14 protein-coding genes are annotated in these 14,044 nt (G+C 38.7%); 9 read left to right on the top strand and 5 right to left on the bottom strand.

Translation table 11 applies throughout. The features are described from left to right. Positions 1-2: 2 nt before the first annotated feature. The 5 genes from ACZSMY_RS05305 to ACZSMY_RS05285 all read left to right on the top strand — a co-directional run bounded on the left by ACZSMY_RS05305 (position 3) and on the right by ACZSMY_RS05285 (position 3,056). Positions 3-806 (top strand): hypothetical protein, encoded by an 804-nt coding sequence (locus ACZSMY_RS05305; protein WP_289585264.1) that lies wholly within the window; start codon positions 3-5, stop codon positions 804-806. Beyond that, complete coding sequence (locus tag ACZSMY_RS05300; protein WP_193062097.1) at positions 803-1,558, top strand: ABC transporter permease family protein; 756 nt, start codon at positions 803-805, stop codon at positions 1,556-1,558. Before ACZSMY_RS05305 ends, ACZSMY_RS05300 begins: the two co-directional genes overlap by 4 nt. 416 nt (positions 1,559-1,974) lie before the next feature. Next, a complete protein-coding gene (locus ACZSMY_RS05295) occupies positions 1,975-2,304 on the top strand; it encodes a PadR family transcriptional regulator (protein ID WP_042533916.1) in 330 nt (109 codons plus the stop codon). Positions 2,305-2,652: 348 nt separating this feature from the next. After that, positions 2,653-2,835 (top strand): hypothetical protein, encoded by a 183-nt coding sequence (locus ACZSMY_RS05290; protein WP_042533918.1) that lies wholly within the window; start codon positions 2,653-2,655, stop codon positions 2,833-2,835. A gap of 86 nt (positions 2,836-2,921) precedes the next feature. Then, positions 2,922-3,056, top strand: coding sequence for a hypothetical protein (locus tag ACZSMY_RS05285; protein WP_465147526.1), 135 nt, complete (start codon positions 2,922-2,924; stop codon positions 3,054-3,056). 522 nt (positions 3,057-3,578) lie between these two features. Here ACZSMY_RS05285 and ACZSMY_RS05280 read toward each other — a convergent pair. Beyond that, a complete protein-coding gene (locus ACZSMY_RS05280; protein ID WP_042533920.1) occupies positions 3,579-4,481 on the bottom strand; it encodes an alpha/beta hydrolase fold domain-containing protein in 903 nt (300 codons plus the stop codon). Positions 4,482-5,228: 747 nt separating this feature from the next. On the opposite strand from ACZSMY_RS05280, the gene ACZSMY_RS05275 reads away from it, so the two are divergent. From ACZSMY_RS05275 to ACZSMY_RS05260, 4 genes are all read left to right on the top strand, one after another. Further along, positions 5,229-5,627 (top strand): c-type cytochrome, encoded by a 399-nt coding sequence (locus ACZSMY_RS05275; RefSeq protein ID WP_042533922.1) that lies wholly within the window; start codon positions 5,229-5,231, stop codon positions 5,625-5,627. A 218-nt stretch (positions 5,628-5,845) separates the two neighbouring features. Continuing rightward, on the top strand, positions 5,846-7,717 hold the full coding sequence (locus ACZSMY_RS05270; protein ID WP_465147525.1) for a serine hydrolase domain-containing protein: 1,872 nt from the start codon (positions 5,846-5,848) through the stop codon (positions 7,715-7,717). Positions 7,718-7,816: 99 nt separating this feature from the next. After that, complete coding sequence (locus ACZSMY_RS05265) at positions 7,817-9,337, top strand: plasmid pRiA4b ORF-3 family protein (protein ID WP_193062099.1); 1,521 nt, start codon at positions 7,817-7,819, stop codon at positions 9,335-9,337. Between the two features lie 117 nt (positions 9,338-9,454). Then, entirely contained in the window at positions 9,455-9,805 is a 351-nt protein-coding gene (locus ACZSMY_RS05260) for a hypothetical protein (RefSeq protein ID WP_052485059.1), read from the top strand. Positions 9,806-9,884: 79 nt separating this feature from the next. Here the strand turns inward: ACZSMY_RS05260 and ACZSMY_RS05255 are convergent, their stop codons facing one another. The 4 genes from ACZSMY_RS05255 to ACZSMY_RS05240 form a co-directional block, all read right to left on the bottom strand. Continuing rightward, positions 9,885-10,844 (bottom strand): bile acid:sodium symporter family protein, encoded by a 960-nt coding sequence (locus ACZSMY_RS05255; RefSeq protein WP_193062100.1) that lies wholly within the window; start codon positions 10,842-10,844, stop codon positions 9,885-9,887. Beyond that, positions 10,841-12,226, bottom strand: a complete 1,386-nt coding sequence (locus ACZSMY_RS05250; RefSeq protein ID WP_042533927.1) for an FAD-binding oxidoreductase — start codon at positions 12,224-12,226, stop codon at positions 10,841-10,843. The genes ACZSMY_RS05255 and ACZSMY_RS05250 overlap by 4 nt, the downstream gene beginning before the upstream one ends. Before the next feature lie 262 nt (positions 12,227-12,488). After that, entirely contained in the window at positions 12,489-13,130 is a 642-nt protein-coding gene (locus tag ACZSMY_RS05245) for an ABC transporter permease (RefSeq protein WP_042533929.1), read from the bottom strand. Then, complete coding sequence (locus ACZSMY_RS05240; RefSeq protein WP_042533930.1) at positions 13,130-14,038, bottom strand: osmoprotectant ABC transporter substrate-binding protein; 909 nt, start codon at positions 14,036-14,038, stop codon at positions 13,130-13,132. Before ACZSMY_RS05240 ends, ACZSMY_RS05245 begins: the two co-directional genes overlap by 1 nt. Positions 14,039-14,044 lie beyond the last annotated feature (6 nt).

The raw sequence follows: 14,044 nt of genomic DNA, 5'->3' as shown, positions 1-14,044 counted from the left end.
GCATGATAGCAGCAATACGATCTGAATTCACAAAAATAATTACATTGCGAAGCGTTTGGATTATCACCTTTATCTTATTGGGTGCCGGTCTCTTATTTCATTATTTTAGTGGAACTGGCTTCTTGGGAAACCTAAAAACGTTAGATGGGAATGGCATGCACTGGGAGTATAGAAGACCCATCAAAGCAGAACTAGATTTTTTCAGCACCATCGGTTCAGCAATATTTAATCCTGGAATCCTGTTCCCATTACTTGGTGCAGTCATTGCGGGTGCTGAATTTCAGGCTGGCCAATTAGGAATTAGTTTGCTTGCAGTGCCTTCCCGAAAGCAAATGATTATCAGTAAGGTTATTGCGACAATCCTTTATACACTTGGCATTGGAATTGTTTATGCCATCATATCGCTGGTTACAGCGTACTTTATGGTCAAAGATTGGCAGCTAGATATCTTATCGTCACCTGAAGTGTTTATCCGGATTTCAGGGGGTATCTTTTTCCTTGTCGCGATTACCTTGATATCTTTAGGCATCACGCTTATTACCCGGCGAACCCTTTTGGGTATTTTAATCATGGGTGGATTTATTGGGGTGACCATGTCTCAAGCGATTGCTTCATTTGCGCCAGCCGTGGACGCATGGACACCAATTAGCGCAGCTCGTAATTTTTTATTACAAGAACCAGCTATGCCTGTGATAGGACCGCCATTCAGTTCGAGTAATCTAATGGGAGGGATGGTGTTAGCCCTCTGGCTTATTGGCGTATTAATTGTTTCACTCATTCTAATGAAGCGGAGGGACGCCCGATGAAGGTAGCTGCTTCTGAGCAAACTGTCATTTCTTTCTCGGATGTAGTTCGATCTGAATTCACTAAGATTATCTCACATCCAACAATCGTACTATTTATCATTATCACCACGATTATGAATCTTGGGCTTGCTATATTGGACACAAGTGGTCTTGTTTTTTATCCTGGAAATGATATGCCTCCGTCTACAGTGGCAGATTTTGGTCTTGTTATGTTTGCTCCTATTTACGCGTTTCTTATTCTGCCTGTTTATGCAGCAAGCAGTGAATATCAAGAGGGGCAGAATCGTATGACGTTAATTACTGTTCCTAATCGTCAGCTATTAATGAAAGGAAAAATAGTTGCGGTGGGACTGGCGGTGTTATGCGGAATATTGGTTACTATCATCCCGTCACGATTAATTATTCATATCTTTTCGGATGTAGATATGAGCTGCATTTTGATTGATCTCACACGCTGGACAGCGGTCTACTTGCTAATGTCTATCATTGCTTTTAGCATTGCGGGATTAACGCGCAGCGCCATCGTACCACTTTCCATTTTGATTATGATTCCTATATTTATTGCGACTGGTATTTTACAATGGCCAGAAGGACTGCGATTCCTGCCGGATCAAGCGAGCATGAGCTTACTCGGAACGCCTGCTTATGAAGTGACCGAACTGTCACCGTGGATTGCTTTCTTTACGCTTTTTGTTTGGGGGGTAATATGTGCAATTGCTTATTGGCTGTCTTTTCTTCGGAGGGATAGCTAAGCAGCGATAAGAGAGAAGCAGCTGCAGCTAAAAGCTTCGCAATAATTCCCTTGATCCTCTATTATTCGCATCTTGTTTTAAAAAAAGCAGGGTGCGGATTGTTTATCTTATAGTATTTTCATATTATAAGATTGTTCCTCACTCATTTATAAAATCTCATTAAAAGTCTAAAAAAGGTCAATACTAAATTACTAATGTAAAAAGAGTGGTTATTTAATTAATTACTCTTTTATGAAAATACAATATTATAATTATGAGTTTCATATATTTTTTTAAATGTATTAATATCTGGTATAATAATATTTATAGATATTTGAAATGATAAATCTGTTTTATATATAATTACTTTAACAGGAAGAGTAATCAGTTGATTTATTACTCTACCAGATATGGTTATGTGATAAGGAGGATATGTTATGATTAGAAGTGATATTATACGAGGACATTTAGAATCGATTATACTGCGTCTGATTTATGAAAATGATCAGTACGGTTATGAAATATCAAAGCAAATCAGCTTACGGACTGAAAGTCGTTTTCAGATTAAAGAAGCGACACTATATGCCGTTTTTCAGCGTCTTGAAAAGAAAGGATTAATCGAATCTTACTATGGTAAAGTGTCTCATGGCGGAAAGCGAAAATATTATAGAATTACGATGTTGGGGAAAGCATATTTAAAAGAGACAGCCAGAGAGTGGGAGGAAACAAAAGAAATTATTGATTTGTTTATGGAAGGATTAGATTGAAGAAGACGCAGTATTAATTTGAAATTGTTTTTTGGTATTAAGAAGTCTGAAAGGCAACGATTTGATGTCTTTAAACGAACACGGATTTTTTACGGGGAAAAAGAGGACATGGATAATGTAAATGATTTATTTGGCGAATTAAAAATGAAGCCGTTTTAAAAACAGGTGTTGAAGAAGACAGGGTTAAGTTATATTATTTAGATATGGGATATTTTTGGAAGTTTATAAACTACTATGCATCTTTAGCGCATTATTACCTGTTCCATATCAGGGCACATTTTCGGAATAGGTAACAACGTGCAAGTATCTTTTTAAAGAAAAATTTGTGAAGGGAAGGAGAATTTTGTTTTGTCAGCATCTGTAGGCGGATTAAATATGGGAGACGTAATAATTCAATTACTCTTTTTGTTACTTGTTATTTTGCTCGTTATAGGAATCGTATCGCTCGTCGTCATGTGTATCAAAAGAAATAAAAGAATAAGTCAATTAGAAGAAAAAATTGATAAATTACAGTCAGAGAAAGATAAATAGCTTTTCTTGTGAATGAAATTACGCTTTACTCCCAAATTGACGGTAATGAAAAGGGGCGATTTTTTACAGCAGATAGGGTTGGTAAAATGAATAATGATAAAAAAGCAGGATTTGGTCAGGAAATGGCATCTAAATGGTTTTTAAACGTGCCAAAACGGCTCAGGTTTTCCATTATATTTGGAGCTTTAATAGTGTTGATTTATTTAGTAAATAAAGGATAGGTTATTAACAAGTTTCCCAGCATGGATTTATATATAGCCTGCCAGTTTTTTTGCTCTGACGCTCCCTCTGTACGATCGTTTGCCACTTCCAGTTCTGCTCTATATTTCTGGAATGACCGTCTCTGTATTCAGGCGGGATTATCTTACATTCGAATTATTACATAATTACTTTGGGGGAGCGTTTGCCGGTTTGGACAGTTACATTGCTTGTCGCTGTTCTGTTCTGCATTGGTCGTGAACTGTTTATTCCTTAACGATTTGCTCCAATTTAAATTTTTCCGGCGTGAAGCATCTTTATCACGGGAATGGTGAGGCATCTCTGCGGACCAAATTAGGAATTACATACGTAATATTGTTTCCGCACCTGTCATTTTACTTTATTTTTGCTTTTAATTCGTTTTATGTAAAGAAAAGCGGGAAAAGCAACGCTTTAGCGGCTGCTTTGTTGTAAGCTGTCCTGAAAAGGTCGCAGGTTGATACAGTTTCTGAACAGGAAGTTGAATACGTTAGGCAGCGAATACATCAGCTGTTTGTTATAATATCTACTATTTCTTTGGTTGCTTCTCTGGCCTCTGGAATGGGGTAAAGCACAAAGATATGGTTCATTTCCGGATATTCAAAATAATTAATGTGGATGTCTTGCGATGCAGCCATCTCTTGAAATTTTTTAGCATCTGGTAAAAGAACTTCATGTGTCCCAATAAACAAAGTAATTTCTCCTATCCCATGTATCTCTCCATTTATCGGACTTAGTAAATAATTATCTCGGTCAGTACCTCCTGCATATGCCTTTCCCATTTGAATCAGCCCATAGATACCTAACATCGGGTCTTTAGGTTCGAGTTCATGAGCTTCTGGATTTTTCATCGTAATATCAAGCCAAGGCGAAATTAATATGATATGTCGGGGCTGTGGTAGCCCCTGTTCCAAAAGCAATTGTGCTAATGCTAATGCAAATCCTCCGCCAGCAGAGTCACCCATCAAAATAATATTATCGCTATCGGTTGTTTCTAACATCCATTTGTATATTGGAAGCACTTTTTCGAAAGACTCTTTATAATGATGATTGGGTGCTTTTGGATAAATAGGAACATATATGTTAGCTTTGGTTTCTCTTGCTACTTTCCCAAGAAAATGCCAGTGATATAACGAGGGCTGCTTGATATAACCGCCTCCATGCAAATAGAGGATGGATTTTCCTGAGTGATTCTCTTCTTGATTAAAGATATACCATTCCATTCCATCAAACATCTTTTTTTCAATGTTGAACCTTGTCTGGATATATTTTGGCAGGTCATATGGTTTCTCATTTTCTTTTTGTTTTTCTTTTAGAAACGATTTGAATAATTGAGGATCGGTAAAACTGTCTTTATTACTCAGCCGTGTAAGTATACGTTCCGCAATCCGGCTTTGAAAACTTCTCATATTCTTTTCCTCCTGTAGGTCACTATTCACCAGCGTTTAATAAACCTCGGACAATACGCAGGGGGGCCTCACTTATAATATCCATTTCCTAATTTGTAAAATATGTATCCATCAGGAATACCTGCTGTTGACTTTTCTTATCTTTATACTAGCAGTAATCGTTTAGCTTTGTACAACCATTAGCACTTTTCTTTGTAAGCATAAATCCCCGTATAACTTCATTTTTAAACAAAAGGGAATGGCTGTATCCTTGAATTTCTATCTTACCGTTCTCGATTATGCACTTTTTACATGAATACAAAATGTCTGTCTCTATTATAATATATAAACTGCAAATTCTACATACCATATAGGTATATGCTGCTCTCCATTATTTAACGTTTTTATAAAATTTAACTCGCCTACCGAATTGAAACCATCAACATATTCCTGTCATTTTACCTAATCATTATTCTCTTTATTCTTTAAGCTTTTGGGTAAGATGATTAGCACCAGCTGTTATAGAAAAAATGATATATGTTTTTCTTGTTAAGGGGGATTATATAAGCATATATAAAGCTTTAAAAAGAAAAGAGGAGTAAAATGAAAATTGAGAATATAATGTAACATTATTGGTTCAATCACATTTTCGGGGTCTCCATTTACTGGCTTCTTCGAGATAATCATGAAGTTGATTTGATACGAGATAGCCTATTCATTACCCGTATTTTGTGAAAAATTCAAATCATCCAAAGGAGGAGAAGTAAGTTGAAAAAATTCTATCTTTTGTTTTTAGCATTCACTTTAGCAATTGTACTTGCGGCTTGTGACGGTGATAATGGCAGTGACAGCGGTGATGAAGGGGCTGATAATACGGAAAACAGTGAGGAAACGGAATCATCTGATCCAGGGGGAGAAGCGGAAGATGGAGAATCTGCAAGTATTGAAACTGGAGAAGAAGTTTTTCAAAATAATTGTGCCAGCTGTCATGGTCAAGATTTGTCAGGAGCAGCCGGTCCAAATTTAACCGAAGTTGGCAGCAATTATTCACAGGATGAAATTGCTGATATCGTTGAAAATGGAACAGACGGAGGAATGCCGGCCTTTCCGGATCTTGGTGATGATGATTTGGATGAACTTGCGAAATGGCTGAGCGAGCATAAATAATATAGTGCAATGATCAGAAAAACAACAGTTCCCATGCAGCTGTTGTTTTTCTTTTGCCATATCCGTAAATAAAAAGGGATTTAAAGACTCTCTGAAGAAGTATGAATATATAAAAATCATTTTGGGGCGGAGAAGCTTTGTAATGTGAACGTTATTTCAAAATAATTGGCCAGTTTATTTAGAAGCTTATTTAACCAAAAAGAGAGAAGGATAGCAAGATGATAAAAAGAATCAGTATTTTTCTTCACATAGTTTTTTTCAGCTTATGTTTTCCCTATACTTTTTCAGCGGCAGAAAATACAACGCCATCTGGTATTCCAATAGAAGAACTGGAGCAGTTCGTTGACGAATATGCTGAAGAATACATAGGTAGCACTGTAGCAGGAGCGGCAATCATTGCTATTAAAGACAATCAAATTGTTCTATCTAAAGGATATGGGTATGCCGACGTAGAAAATCAAATTCCAATGAATCCGGATACAACTGTTCTCGAATGGGGATCGATTACAAAACTATTTGTATGGGTCTCTGCGATGCAGCTTGCTGAACAGGGAGAACTGGATTTAGAGGAGGATATACGAACTTATTTGCCGGAGGAATTTTTGACCAAATTAAATTACGATGACCCCATTACCATCTTGAATTTAATGCATCATAATGCAGGCTTTGAAGAATATATTTTTGATTTGCTGTTTGAATCTCCGGAGCAGTTGGTTGACTTGGAAGAATCCTTAAAATTAGCAGAGCCGGAACAGGTTTATAAGCCTGGAGAAGTTGTTGCTTATTCCAATTACTCAACTTCTTTAGCAGCTTATATTATTGAAGAGATTACCGGACAGCCGTTTTATGATTATGTGAATGAGCATATTTTTGATGAATTGGAAATGAATCATTCCACCATGCACTTACCTGTAGAAGATAATCAGGAAATTACGCGTCATAAAGGGATAGGTTATTTTCCTGGAGAGAATGGTGATTTTATGGAATCACAGTCTTTTTATATTTCTATGTATCCCAGCGGGGGAATAAATGGAACAGCAGCCGATTTAGCGAAGTTCGCACAGGCTTTGATGCCGTCTGAACCAGAAAAGACTTCTTTATTCCAAGAAGACCAGACACTTCAAAAATTACTTACAACAAGCTATGCTCCAGAAGAAGGAGTTCCCGGACTTGCTCACGGTTTTTGGGAATATGATGGCGAATACAGAGGATTGACCCATTCCGGTAATACGGTCGCTTACTCCAGTAATATGCAAATTGTTCCTGAAGATAATTTTGCGATTATCATCTTAACTAATCAAGCAGATGAAATCGATCTTTTATTTGGTCTGACAGATGAATTAGTGGGCAGAGGGGATCAAACAGTTCGAGAAAACCTCCCGCCGGCTGCTGAAGTAGAAGGATCTTATTTATCGGCACGCCGTACGTTTAATGGTTTTATGAATCTTTACGCATATCTTGCACCACTCGATGTTAAGCCAATGGATGACAATGAAATTGAATTGGATTTAGCAGGGTTCAAAGCAACTTATGTACAAACAAGTCCTTATGTTTATAAATTAAAAAGCGGAGATGACGTATTTATACCAAGTAATGTCATGTACTTTCATGTAAATGATGGGATGTCCGAACAGATTTCAACTGCTTATGCGGATTATCTTCCTATGGACAAAAATACTCCTTTTCTGCTCATTAGCTTAGGACTGTTTATTTGGTGCGTGGTTTATTTTTTAATTTCTCCTTTTGTGTTAATGGTGCTGGCATTTTTTCGAAGGAGACGAAAACGAAAAAAAGCGCCAATTGCAAAGTGGAATTGGTTATTAATGCTATCTGGAACTTTACTGGCAGTGAATATAGCGGTTCTGATTATCCGTATGCTATCTAACCCGATGCGCACCTATTCCGAGCTGCTGCCACACTTTATAGGGAATTATCTCTTTACCGCGACCAGTATTATCGCTGTTGTAATGATGATTTTGGTCAGGAAAAAAGCTCCGTTGTCCAAAATGCAAAAGACCGGCTATCTGCTAACGGGTTTCAGCAGTATTCTGTTTATTATTTGGCTGATTATCTGGCAGATGTACGCATAAAAATAGTTGCATTTTTTTACTATGAAAGCTTAAGTTAAATGTGAAAGCTATAATAGAAAATGAACAGACAAAATGAAAATAGAGAGAGGGTGTATTTTCTTGGTTCTTCAATTAAATATTCAAGTAAAAGATGTGAACCCCGCGAAACAGCGAACACTAATCGTATCGGAACAGAGTACTTTTGAAGAATTGCATCTATTCCTGCAGACTGCATTTGCGTGGTCTGACGAACATTTGCACTTTTTTTCACAGAAAGGTACCTCGATTGTGCCACAAGCAGGAGATCTACTTGAACAGACAGGGGCCGTTGATGAAAAAACGGCGATCTTAACGGATTTCTTGAAAAATCCCGGTGATAAGCTGACCTATATTTATGATTTGAATCTGGATTGGCAGCATGAGATTATTTTGGAACAAAAAGTGGAGCTGCCGATGGATCTGCCATTACCATTCTGTCTTGCGGCAGAAGGGAACCAGCCTTTGGAAAAAGGTTTCGAGAATACGTATACGTTTTCCGACAATGAGGAACTTGTAGAATACATCAATCATCAATTAAGTGTGTTTTACGAAGACTGGCTTCTTGGTGAAGAAGGCGCTGAGGAAATAGAGCCGGATGAATCGGAATGGAATCAATTATTTGATGCAGCTGATCAAGTGAAAGAAAAACAACCATGGCTTGAAATTCAAGATAATCAATTTATTGCAGTCTGGTCGGATAGGGTAAATGATTATGTCTATTGTTCCATCATGGGGAATGCAGGAGAAAGTTATGGCGTTTCCGGTTTTCTGGGTAGCAGAGGGTTATTATCTTATCTGGATCTGCTGGATGACGATCCATTTGATGATAATTTAGCAGTTGTTTTCATGCAGTATTCTCTTACGGTTAATTTTAATAGCAGAGAGGAATTGAATGAGGACGAATATGATTTAATTAAAAGTCTCAACAGAAAGTATCGCGGGAAAAATCAATGGCCTTCATTTACCAGCATGATTCCGGATACCGTCCCATGGAGTTTTAATCAAGAAGAAAGTTTGATTTTCACAGAAGTGATGTCTAAACTGGAATCATTCCTTTCACGTACGGATAATCTGTCTAAAATAACTCCGAGCTTTGATAGCGGCAAAATACTCGCTTTAAATAAAGAAGGCGAACAAATCATTTTGTCAACATTTGATCTGGTTGAAAAGGCTGTCCAAGACCCTGATTTAGAATTGGATATGTCAGAAATAGAATGGAAACGGATGAGGAATAAAATAGATAAAATCAATGGCGTGGAGGCGGAGCTGGCATTCATCCAAGCAGGAGAGCCGGTACAGAGGACACCTGAATCCCGGCCATTTCTTCCATATATCCTTGTACTTCTGGATCGACAAACGGGAGCGGTATTACATTATGATTTAGTAGACTCGATTTATTACTCAGAAGGTATCCAAGAAAAAATATTTCAGCTTTTCGAAAAAATAGAAGCCTTGCCGCAAGCGGTCCATATGTTTGATGATTTCTTTGCAACACATGCGGAACCGTTGTTTGATAAATTGTCTCTTCCTTTAGTAAAAACCGAAGAATTACATGGGATGAATCAATTTATTCAAATGATGGAAGAGGATAAGCCTTTTTAGGAAGCTTCTGAGTATAAATAATAGAAACATCCTTTCTTTGTGATGCACATACACATAGAAAGGATGTTTTCCTATCATTTGATTGAATTGAAATAAAAAAGAACAGGAGACCGGTATATGAAGAGATCCATTGAAATAAGCCTAAGCCTCCTTGGCGGGTTATCTTATATATTATCAATCGGATTGTACATGGAAACCATCGATAAGGCATATGGAGATTCAAATCATTTGGGCGGATTATTAGAAGCATTTACCATCGGTTTCGGCATTATGGGGATAGCAATTATCATTTGCATCCTTGCCATTATATGGTTTAAAGGGGATAAGAAATCAAAAGCTGCTGGCATTATACTGCTTATTTTTGCAGCGGCTACGTTACTTATCACCTATGGCGGCGTATTTATCGGGGCTTTCTTTTATATGATTGCGGGTATATTTGGGGTTGTACGTCAAACAAAGACTGGTTAAGTGTCTATCTATAGCAGGTAACACCGTAAAAAATCCAAGCCGAAATTTCAGCCTGGATTTTTTTATGGTAGAATTGACCTCAATTTGCTTTTTTTAATTTCACATCTCTTTTATCGGGTGATTTATTTGCCCAAATGGTTGCGATAATCGGCCCGGAAATATTATGCCAAATCGCACCCCAGACACTTGGTAAGGCCGCAAGCGGACTGAAATGCGTTGTTGCCAAGGAAACGCCGAGCCCTGAATTTTGCATGCCCACTTCGATGGAAATGGCTCTCCGATCATTTTCGTTAAGTCCTATCAAACGGGCAGTAAAATAACCTAAAAATAATCCGAAGCTATTGTGTAAGAACACTGCAGCAAATACAAGTGCTCCTGCAGAAGCAACATTGGCAGCATTGGCAGCTGTTACTGCTGTTACGATAATCAAAATGGCTGTAACGGATATTAACGGAACAACGGCAATACTTTTTTCTACGGCAACAGGGAAGAAACGCTGTACCAAGAAACCAAGAATAATAGGGATAATAATAACTTGGATAATGGACAAAAACATGGCTACTGGATTAACGGGCAGCCATTGACCGGCTAATAAATAAAGCAGTAATGGTGTCATAATTGGAGCCAGCATCGTTGAAAAGGAAGTCATCGCAACTGACAGGGCAACGTTTCCTCTTGCTAAATAAACCATCACATTGGATGCGGTGCCTCCTGGGACAGAGCCTAATAAAACAAGTCCGGCTGCAAGCTCTGGGGGCAGCCTTAATAAATAAGCGATACCAAAAGCAACAAGGGGCATAATTGTATATTGTGCCGCTATGCCGATAATTACCGGCAATGGTTTTGTAACAATTAATTTGAAATCAACAGGCTTTAATGTCAGCCCCATACCAAACATAACCACGCCAAGCAAGAGTGTAATAAAGCTTCCAAAAACAAGGAAGGCGGAAGGGAAGATAAACGAAATAACAGCTGCTATAATGACAAGTACTGCAAAATATTTACCGGCTAATGCGCTTATCTTCTCTAATGTTTTCATAGCTTATCCTCGTTATCGATATCTACTATTTTAGTAGGATTTAAGATATTATTTGGATCTAACGCTTTTTTAATATTTGTCATAACGTCGAGAGCTGCTCCATGCTCCACGCGTTGATAAGGTTTCTTTCCAACGCCGACACCATGCTCACCTGTACAGGTTCCGCCTCGCTCCAGCGCATACTGAACGACTTTTTCATTAAATTGTTTTGCTTTTTTAACTTCTTCTTCATTCTCCATATCAATCATAATCAATGAATGGAAGTTTCCGTCACCGACATGCCCTAATATCCCTCCTGGAATAGCTAGTTTTTTTAATTCTTCTCCGGCATAGATAACGGAATTTGCTAATTCTGAAATGGGAACAGCAACGTCTGTCAGCATCATTTTTTTACCGACATAATCATGAATATAAGCGTATGCCAAATTGTGCCTTGCATCCCATAAACGGTTACGGGCGGCATTGTCTGTTTCCGAATTAAAATGGTCACAGCCGTGATCTTGCATAATTTCCTTAGAAAATGCAAGGTCTTCTTGTAAACCAGATTCATTTCCGTGAAATTCCAGGAAAAGCGTCGGCTTAACAGGATAATTGGTTTCACTGAATTTATTGATTTGTTCCACTGAGGCTTCATCTACAAACTCCACTCTGGCGATAGGGATGCCTGCGTGCAAAATAGAAGTTACCGCTTCGATGGCATTCGTCAGACTCGGAAACGTTGCCCGCGCAGCAACAATATGTTCTGGTATGCCATATACCTGAAGCGTCAGTTCGGTAAAGCAGCCAAGTGTTCCTTCAGAACCAATGAAAAGACCGTTCAAATGATAGCCGGAAGCAGACTTTGCAGCCAAATTCCCTGTATGAATTACACTCCCATCCGCAAGAACCACCTCCATATCTCGAACCTGATCACGCATGACGCCGTATTTTACGGTTGTGGTACCGCTGGCATTGGTTGCTGCCATCCCGCCAAGCGTTGCGTTTGCGCCAGGATCAACGGTGAAAAAGAGACCATATTTCTTTAATTCTTTATTCAGCTGCTCTCTTGTTACACCCGGCTGGACCCTGACAAGTAAATCACCTTCTTTTATTTCCAGAATCTGATTCATTAATGAAAAGTCTATGGTAATACCATTTTTATAAGGGATGACATGTCCTTCTAAACTCGTCCCAACTCCAAATGGCGTTACCGGCGTTTGGTATTCTTGGGCAATCTCCATAATATGCGTAACATCCTCAGTTGATTTTGGGAAAACAACGATATCCGGAAGACTTGTCTGTTGATAGGTTTCGTCTTTGCTATGTAGCTCTCTCACCGTATCATTGTCAGAGATTTGATCGTGCGCTAATTTTGTACCTAATGCTTGTATTACTTGTTTCATAGCTTTACTCCTTTCAATCGTTAAAATGGAAAATCCGTTGTAAATATATCCTGCTATAAGGATAATATGTATTATCCTTATTATAAAGACTTTTCAGATTAATTCAATGATTTAAAAAAGAAATCCTGCTGGATAGGGGACTAGTCCAGAAAAGTTGTATAAGGCCATTTATAAAACGTAAACATCCCGGCTTGTTTATGTTAATTCTGGTAACAAGCCGGGATGTTTGAACACACATGTATAATGATTTCTATTATTTATTTTACTTCACTGGGTTCAGCATTCTTTCAATCTTACCCATAATTAAATCTGCTGCAATTGCCATCAAGGCTGTAGGAACAGCACCTGCTAAAATAATCGCTGTTCCATCGGTAGCGTTTGTTCCGCGCACAATAATAGCACCAAGTCCTCCGGCGCCGACAAACGTTCCAATTGCTACAACGCCAATCCCAACAACAAGTGCTGTACGAATTCCAGCCATCATGACACTGATAGCAAGGGGTAATTCTACTTTCATCAGCAGCTGGAACCGTGTCATTCCTGAAGCGTAGGCAGCTTCCTTCACCGTTTGATCAACCCCGGTTATCCCTACATAGGTATTTTGAATAATTGGTAATAGGGAATAGAAAAACACAGTTGTTACGACGGTTGTTGTTCCTAATCCCATCGCAACCATGGTGATGGCCATAAAACCTAATACAGGAATAGTTTGAATAATACTTCCAAGTGTGAGTACCCACCCACTTAATTTTCCATATCTGGCAATAAGCACACCAATAGGGATGGAGACGATGGAAGCAAACAACACGCCATAAGCGGCCATTAAGAAGTGACGGTAAAATTCTGTCCAAATATAAGAACCATTTTGAGATACATAGGTTATCAATTGCTCCCAGACACTCATTACATGCCCTCCTTATCTTTAAAGTAGTTGTTTTCTTCCAGAAACTCGCGGGCAATGGTGGCAGGACTGACTAATTCCACGTCACCTTGATAGTTCATTTCCTGCATATCCTCTGTTGTTACGGTATCGCTAAGCTTTTGCATGACTTCTTTGATTTCCGGATTTTCCTCCAAGATTTCATTTCTCGCTACAGGAGAAGCATCGTAAGGAGGGAAGAAGTCATCATCCAATACTTTTAAATCATACGCCGCAATTCTTCCGTCTGAAGAATAACCAAGAACCGCGTCCATATTACCGGAAGCAGCAGCTTCATATACTAAGCCTATTGCCATTGGATAGACATTGCCGAAAGCAAAGTGTGTTTCTGTAAAAGCCTCGTACCCGTCACCTGAACGGTTGACCCAGGCATTATCTACACCAAAATTCATGTCATCGGCAAAAGGCTCCAGATCATCCACATGTGTAATGTTTTCTTCATCTGCAAATTCTTGTGTAATGGAAATCGTATAGCTGTTTTCGAAACCGTAAGAGTCGCCCCATGTCTGGTCAAATTTTTCATCAAATTCCCGCTGTACGATTTCCATCGCTTCCTCAGGGTCAGTAATATCTTCGTAATTTAAGACGCCGGCAATATCTGTGCCGGTATATCTGGTAGCAGTCATATCTACTTCCTCCTGCATCATTGCTTGATGAAGGACCATCGTTGATCCTAAATTCGTTACTAACTCCGTATCTAAATCTGTATAATGCTCAATCATCTGAGACAGTATATTACCCCAAATTTCGGATTCTACCGTATCTAAGGTTGCAATTCGAACCGTACTTTCTGAAGGCCCACTGAGACCTGGCAGGGCACATCCTGAAAGGAGCAGCGCCGAAAGAAGGGGAATCAGCAATAATTTCTTCATTTATAA

The organism is Oceanobacillus sp. B139/18 (genome assembly GCF_055524595.1).
The sequence above is the reverse complement of the archived record's forward strand: the minus strand, read 5'-3'. Positions and strand labels throughout refer to the sequence as shown.

What these genes read in the sequence shown, in the direction of transcription:
- ACZSMY_RS05240 (WP_042533930.1), bottom strand. Translation starts at nt 14,038, where the DNA reads ATGAAGAAATTATTGCTGATTCCCCTTCTTTCGGCGCTGCTCCTTTCA.
- ACZSMY_RS05250 (WP_042533927.1), bottom strand. Translation starts at nt 12,226, where the DNA reads ATGAAACAAGTAATACAAGCATTAGGTACAAAATTAGCGCACGATCAA.
- ACZSMY_RS05280 (WP_042533920.1), bottom strand. Translation starts at nt 4,481, where the DNA reads ATGAGAAGTTTTCAAAGCCGGATTGCGGAACGTATACTTACACGGCTG.
- ACZSMY_RS05285 (WP_465147526.1), top strand. Translation starts at nt 2,922, where the DNA reads ATGAATAATGATAAAAAAGCAGGATTTGGTCAGGAAATGGCATCTAAA.
- ACZSMY_RS05270 (WP_465147525.1), top strand. Translation starts at nt 5,846, where the DNA reads ATGATAAAAAGAATCAGTATTTTTCTTCACATAGTTTTTTTCAGCTTA.
- ACZSMY_RS05305 (WP_289585264.1), top strand. Translation starts at nt 3, where the DNA reads ATGATAGCAGCAATACGATCTGAATTCACAAAAATAATTACATTGCGA.
- ACZSMY_RS05245 (WP_042533929.1), bottom strand. Translation starts at nt 13,130, where the DNA reads ATGAGTGTCTGGGAGCAATTGATAACCTATGTATCTCAAAATGGTTCT.
- ACZSMY_RS05295 (WP_042533916.1), top strand. Translation starts at nt 1,975, where the DNA reads ATGATTAGAAGTGATATTATACGAGGACATTTAGAATCGATTATACTG.
- ACZSMY_RS05260 (WP_052485059.1), top strand. Translation starts at nt 9,455, where the DNA reads ATGAAGAGATCCATTGAAATAAGCCTAAGCCTCCTTGGCGGGTTATCT.
- ACZSMY_RS05300 (WP_193062097.1), top strand. Translation starts at nt 803, where the DNA reads ATGAAGGTAGCTGCTTCTGAGCAAACTGTCATTTCTTTCTCGGATGTA.
- ACZSMY_RS05255 (WP_193062100.1), bottom strand. Translation starts at nt 10,844, where the DNA reads ATGAAAACATTAGAGAAGATAAGCGCATTAGCCGGTAAATATTTTGCA.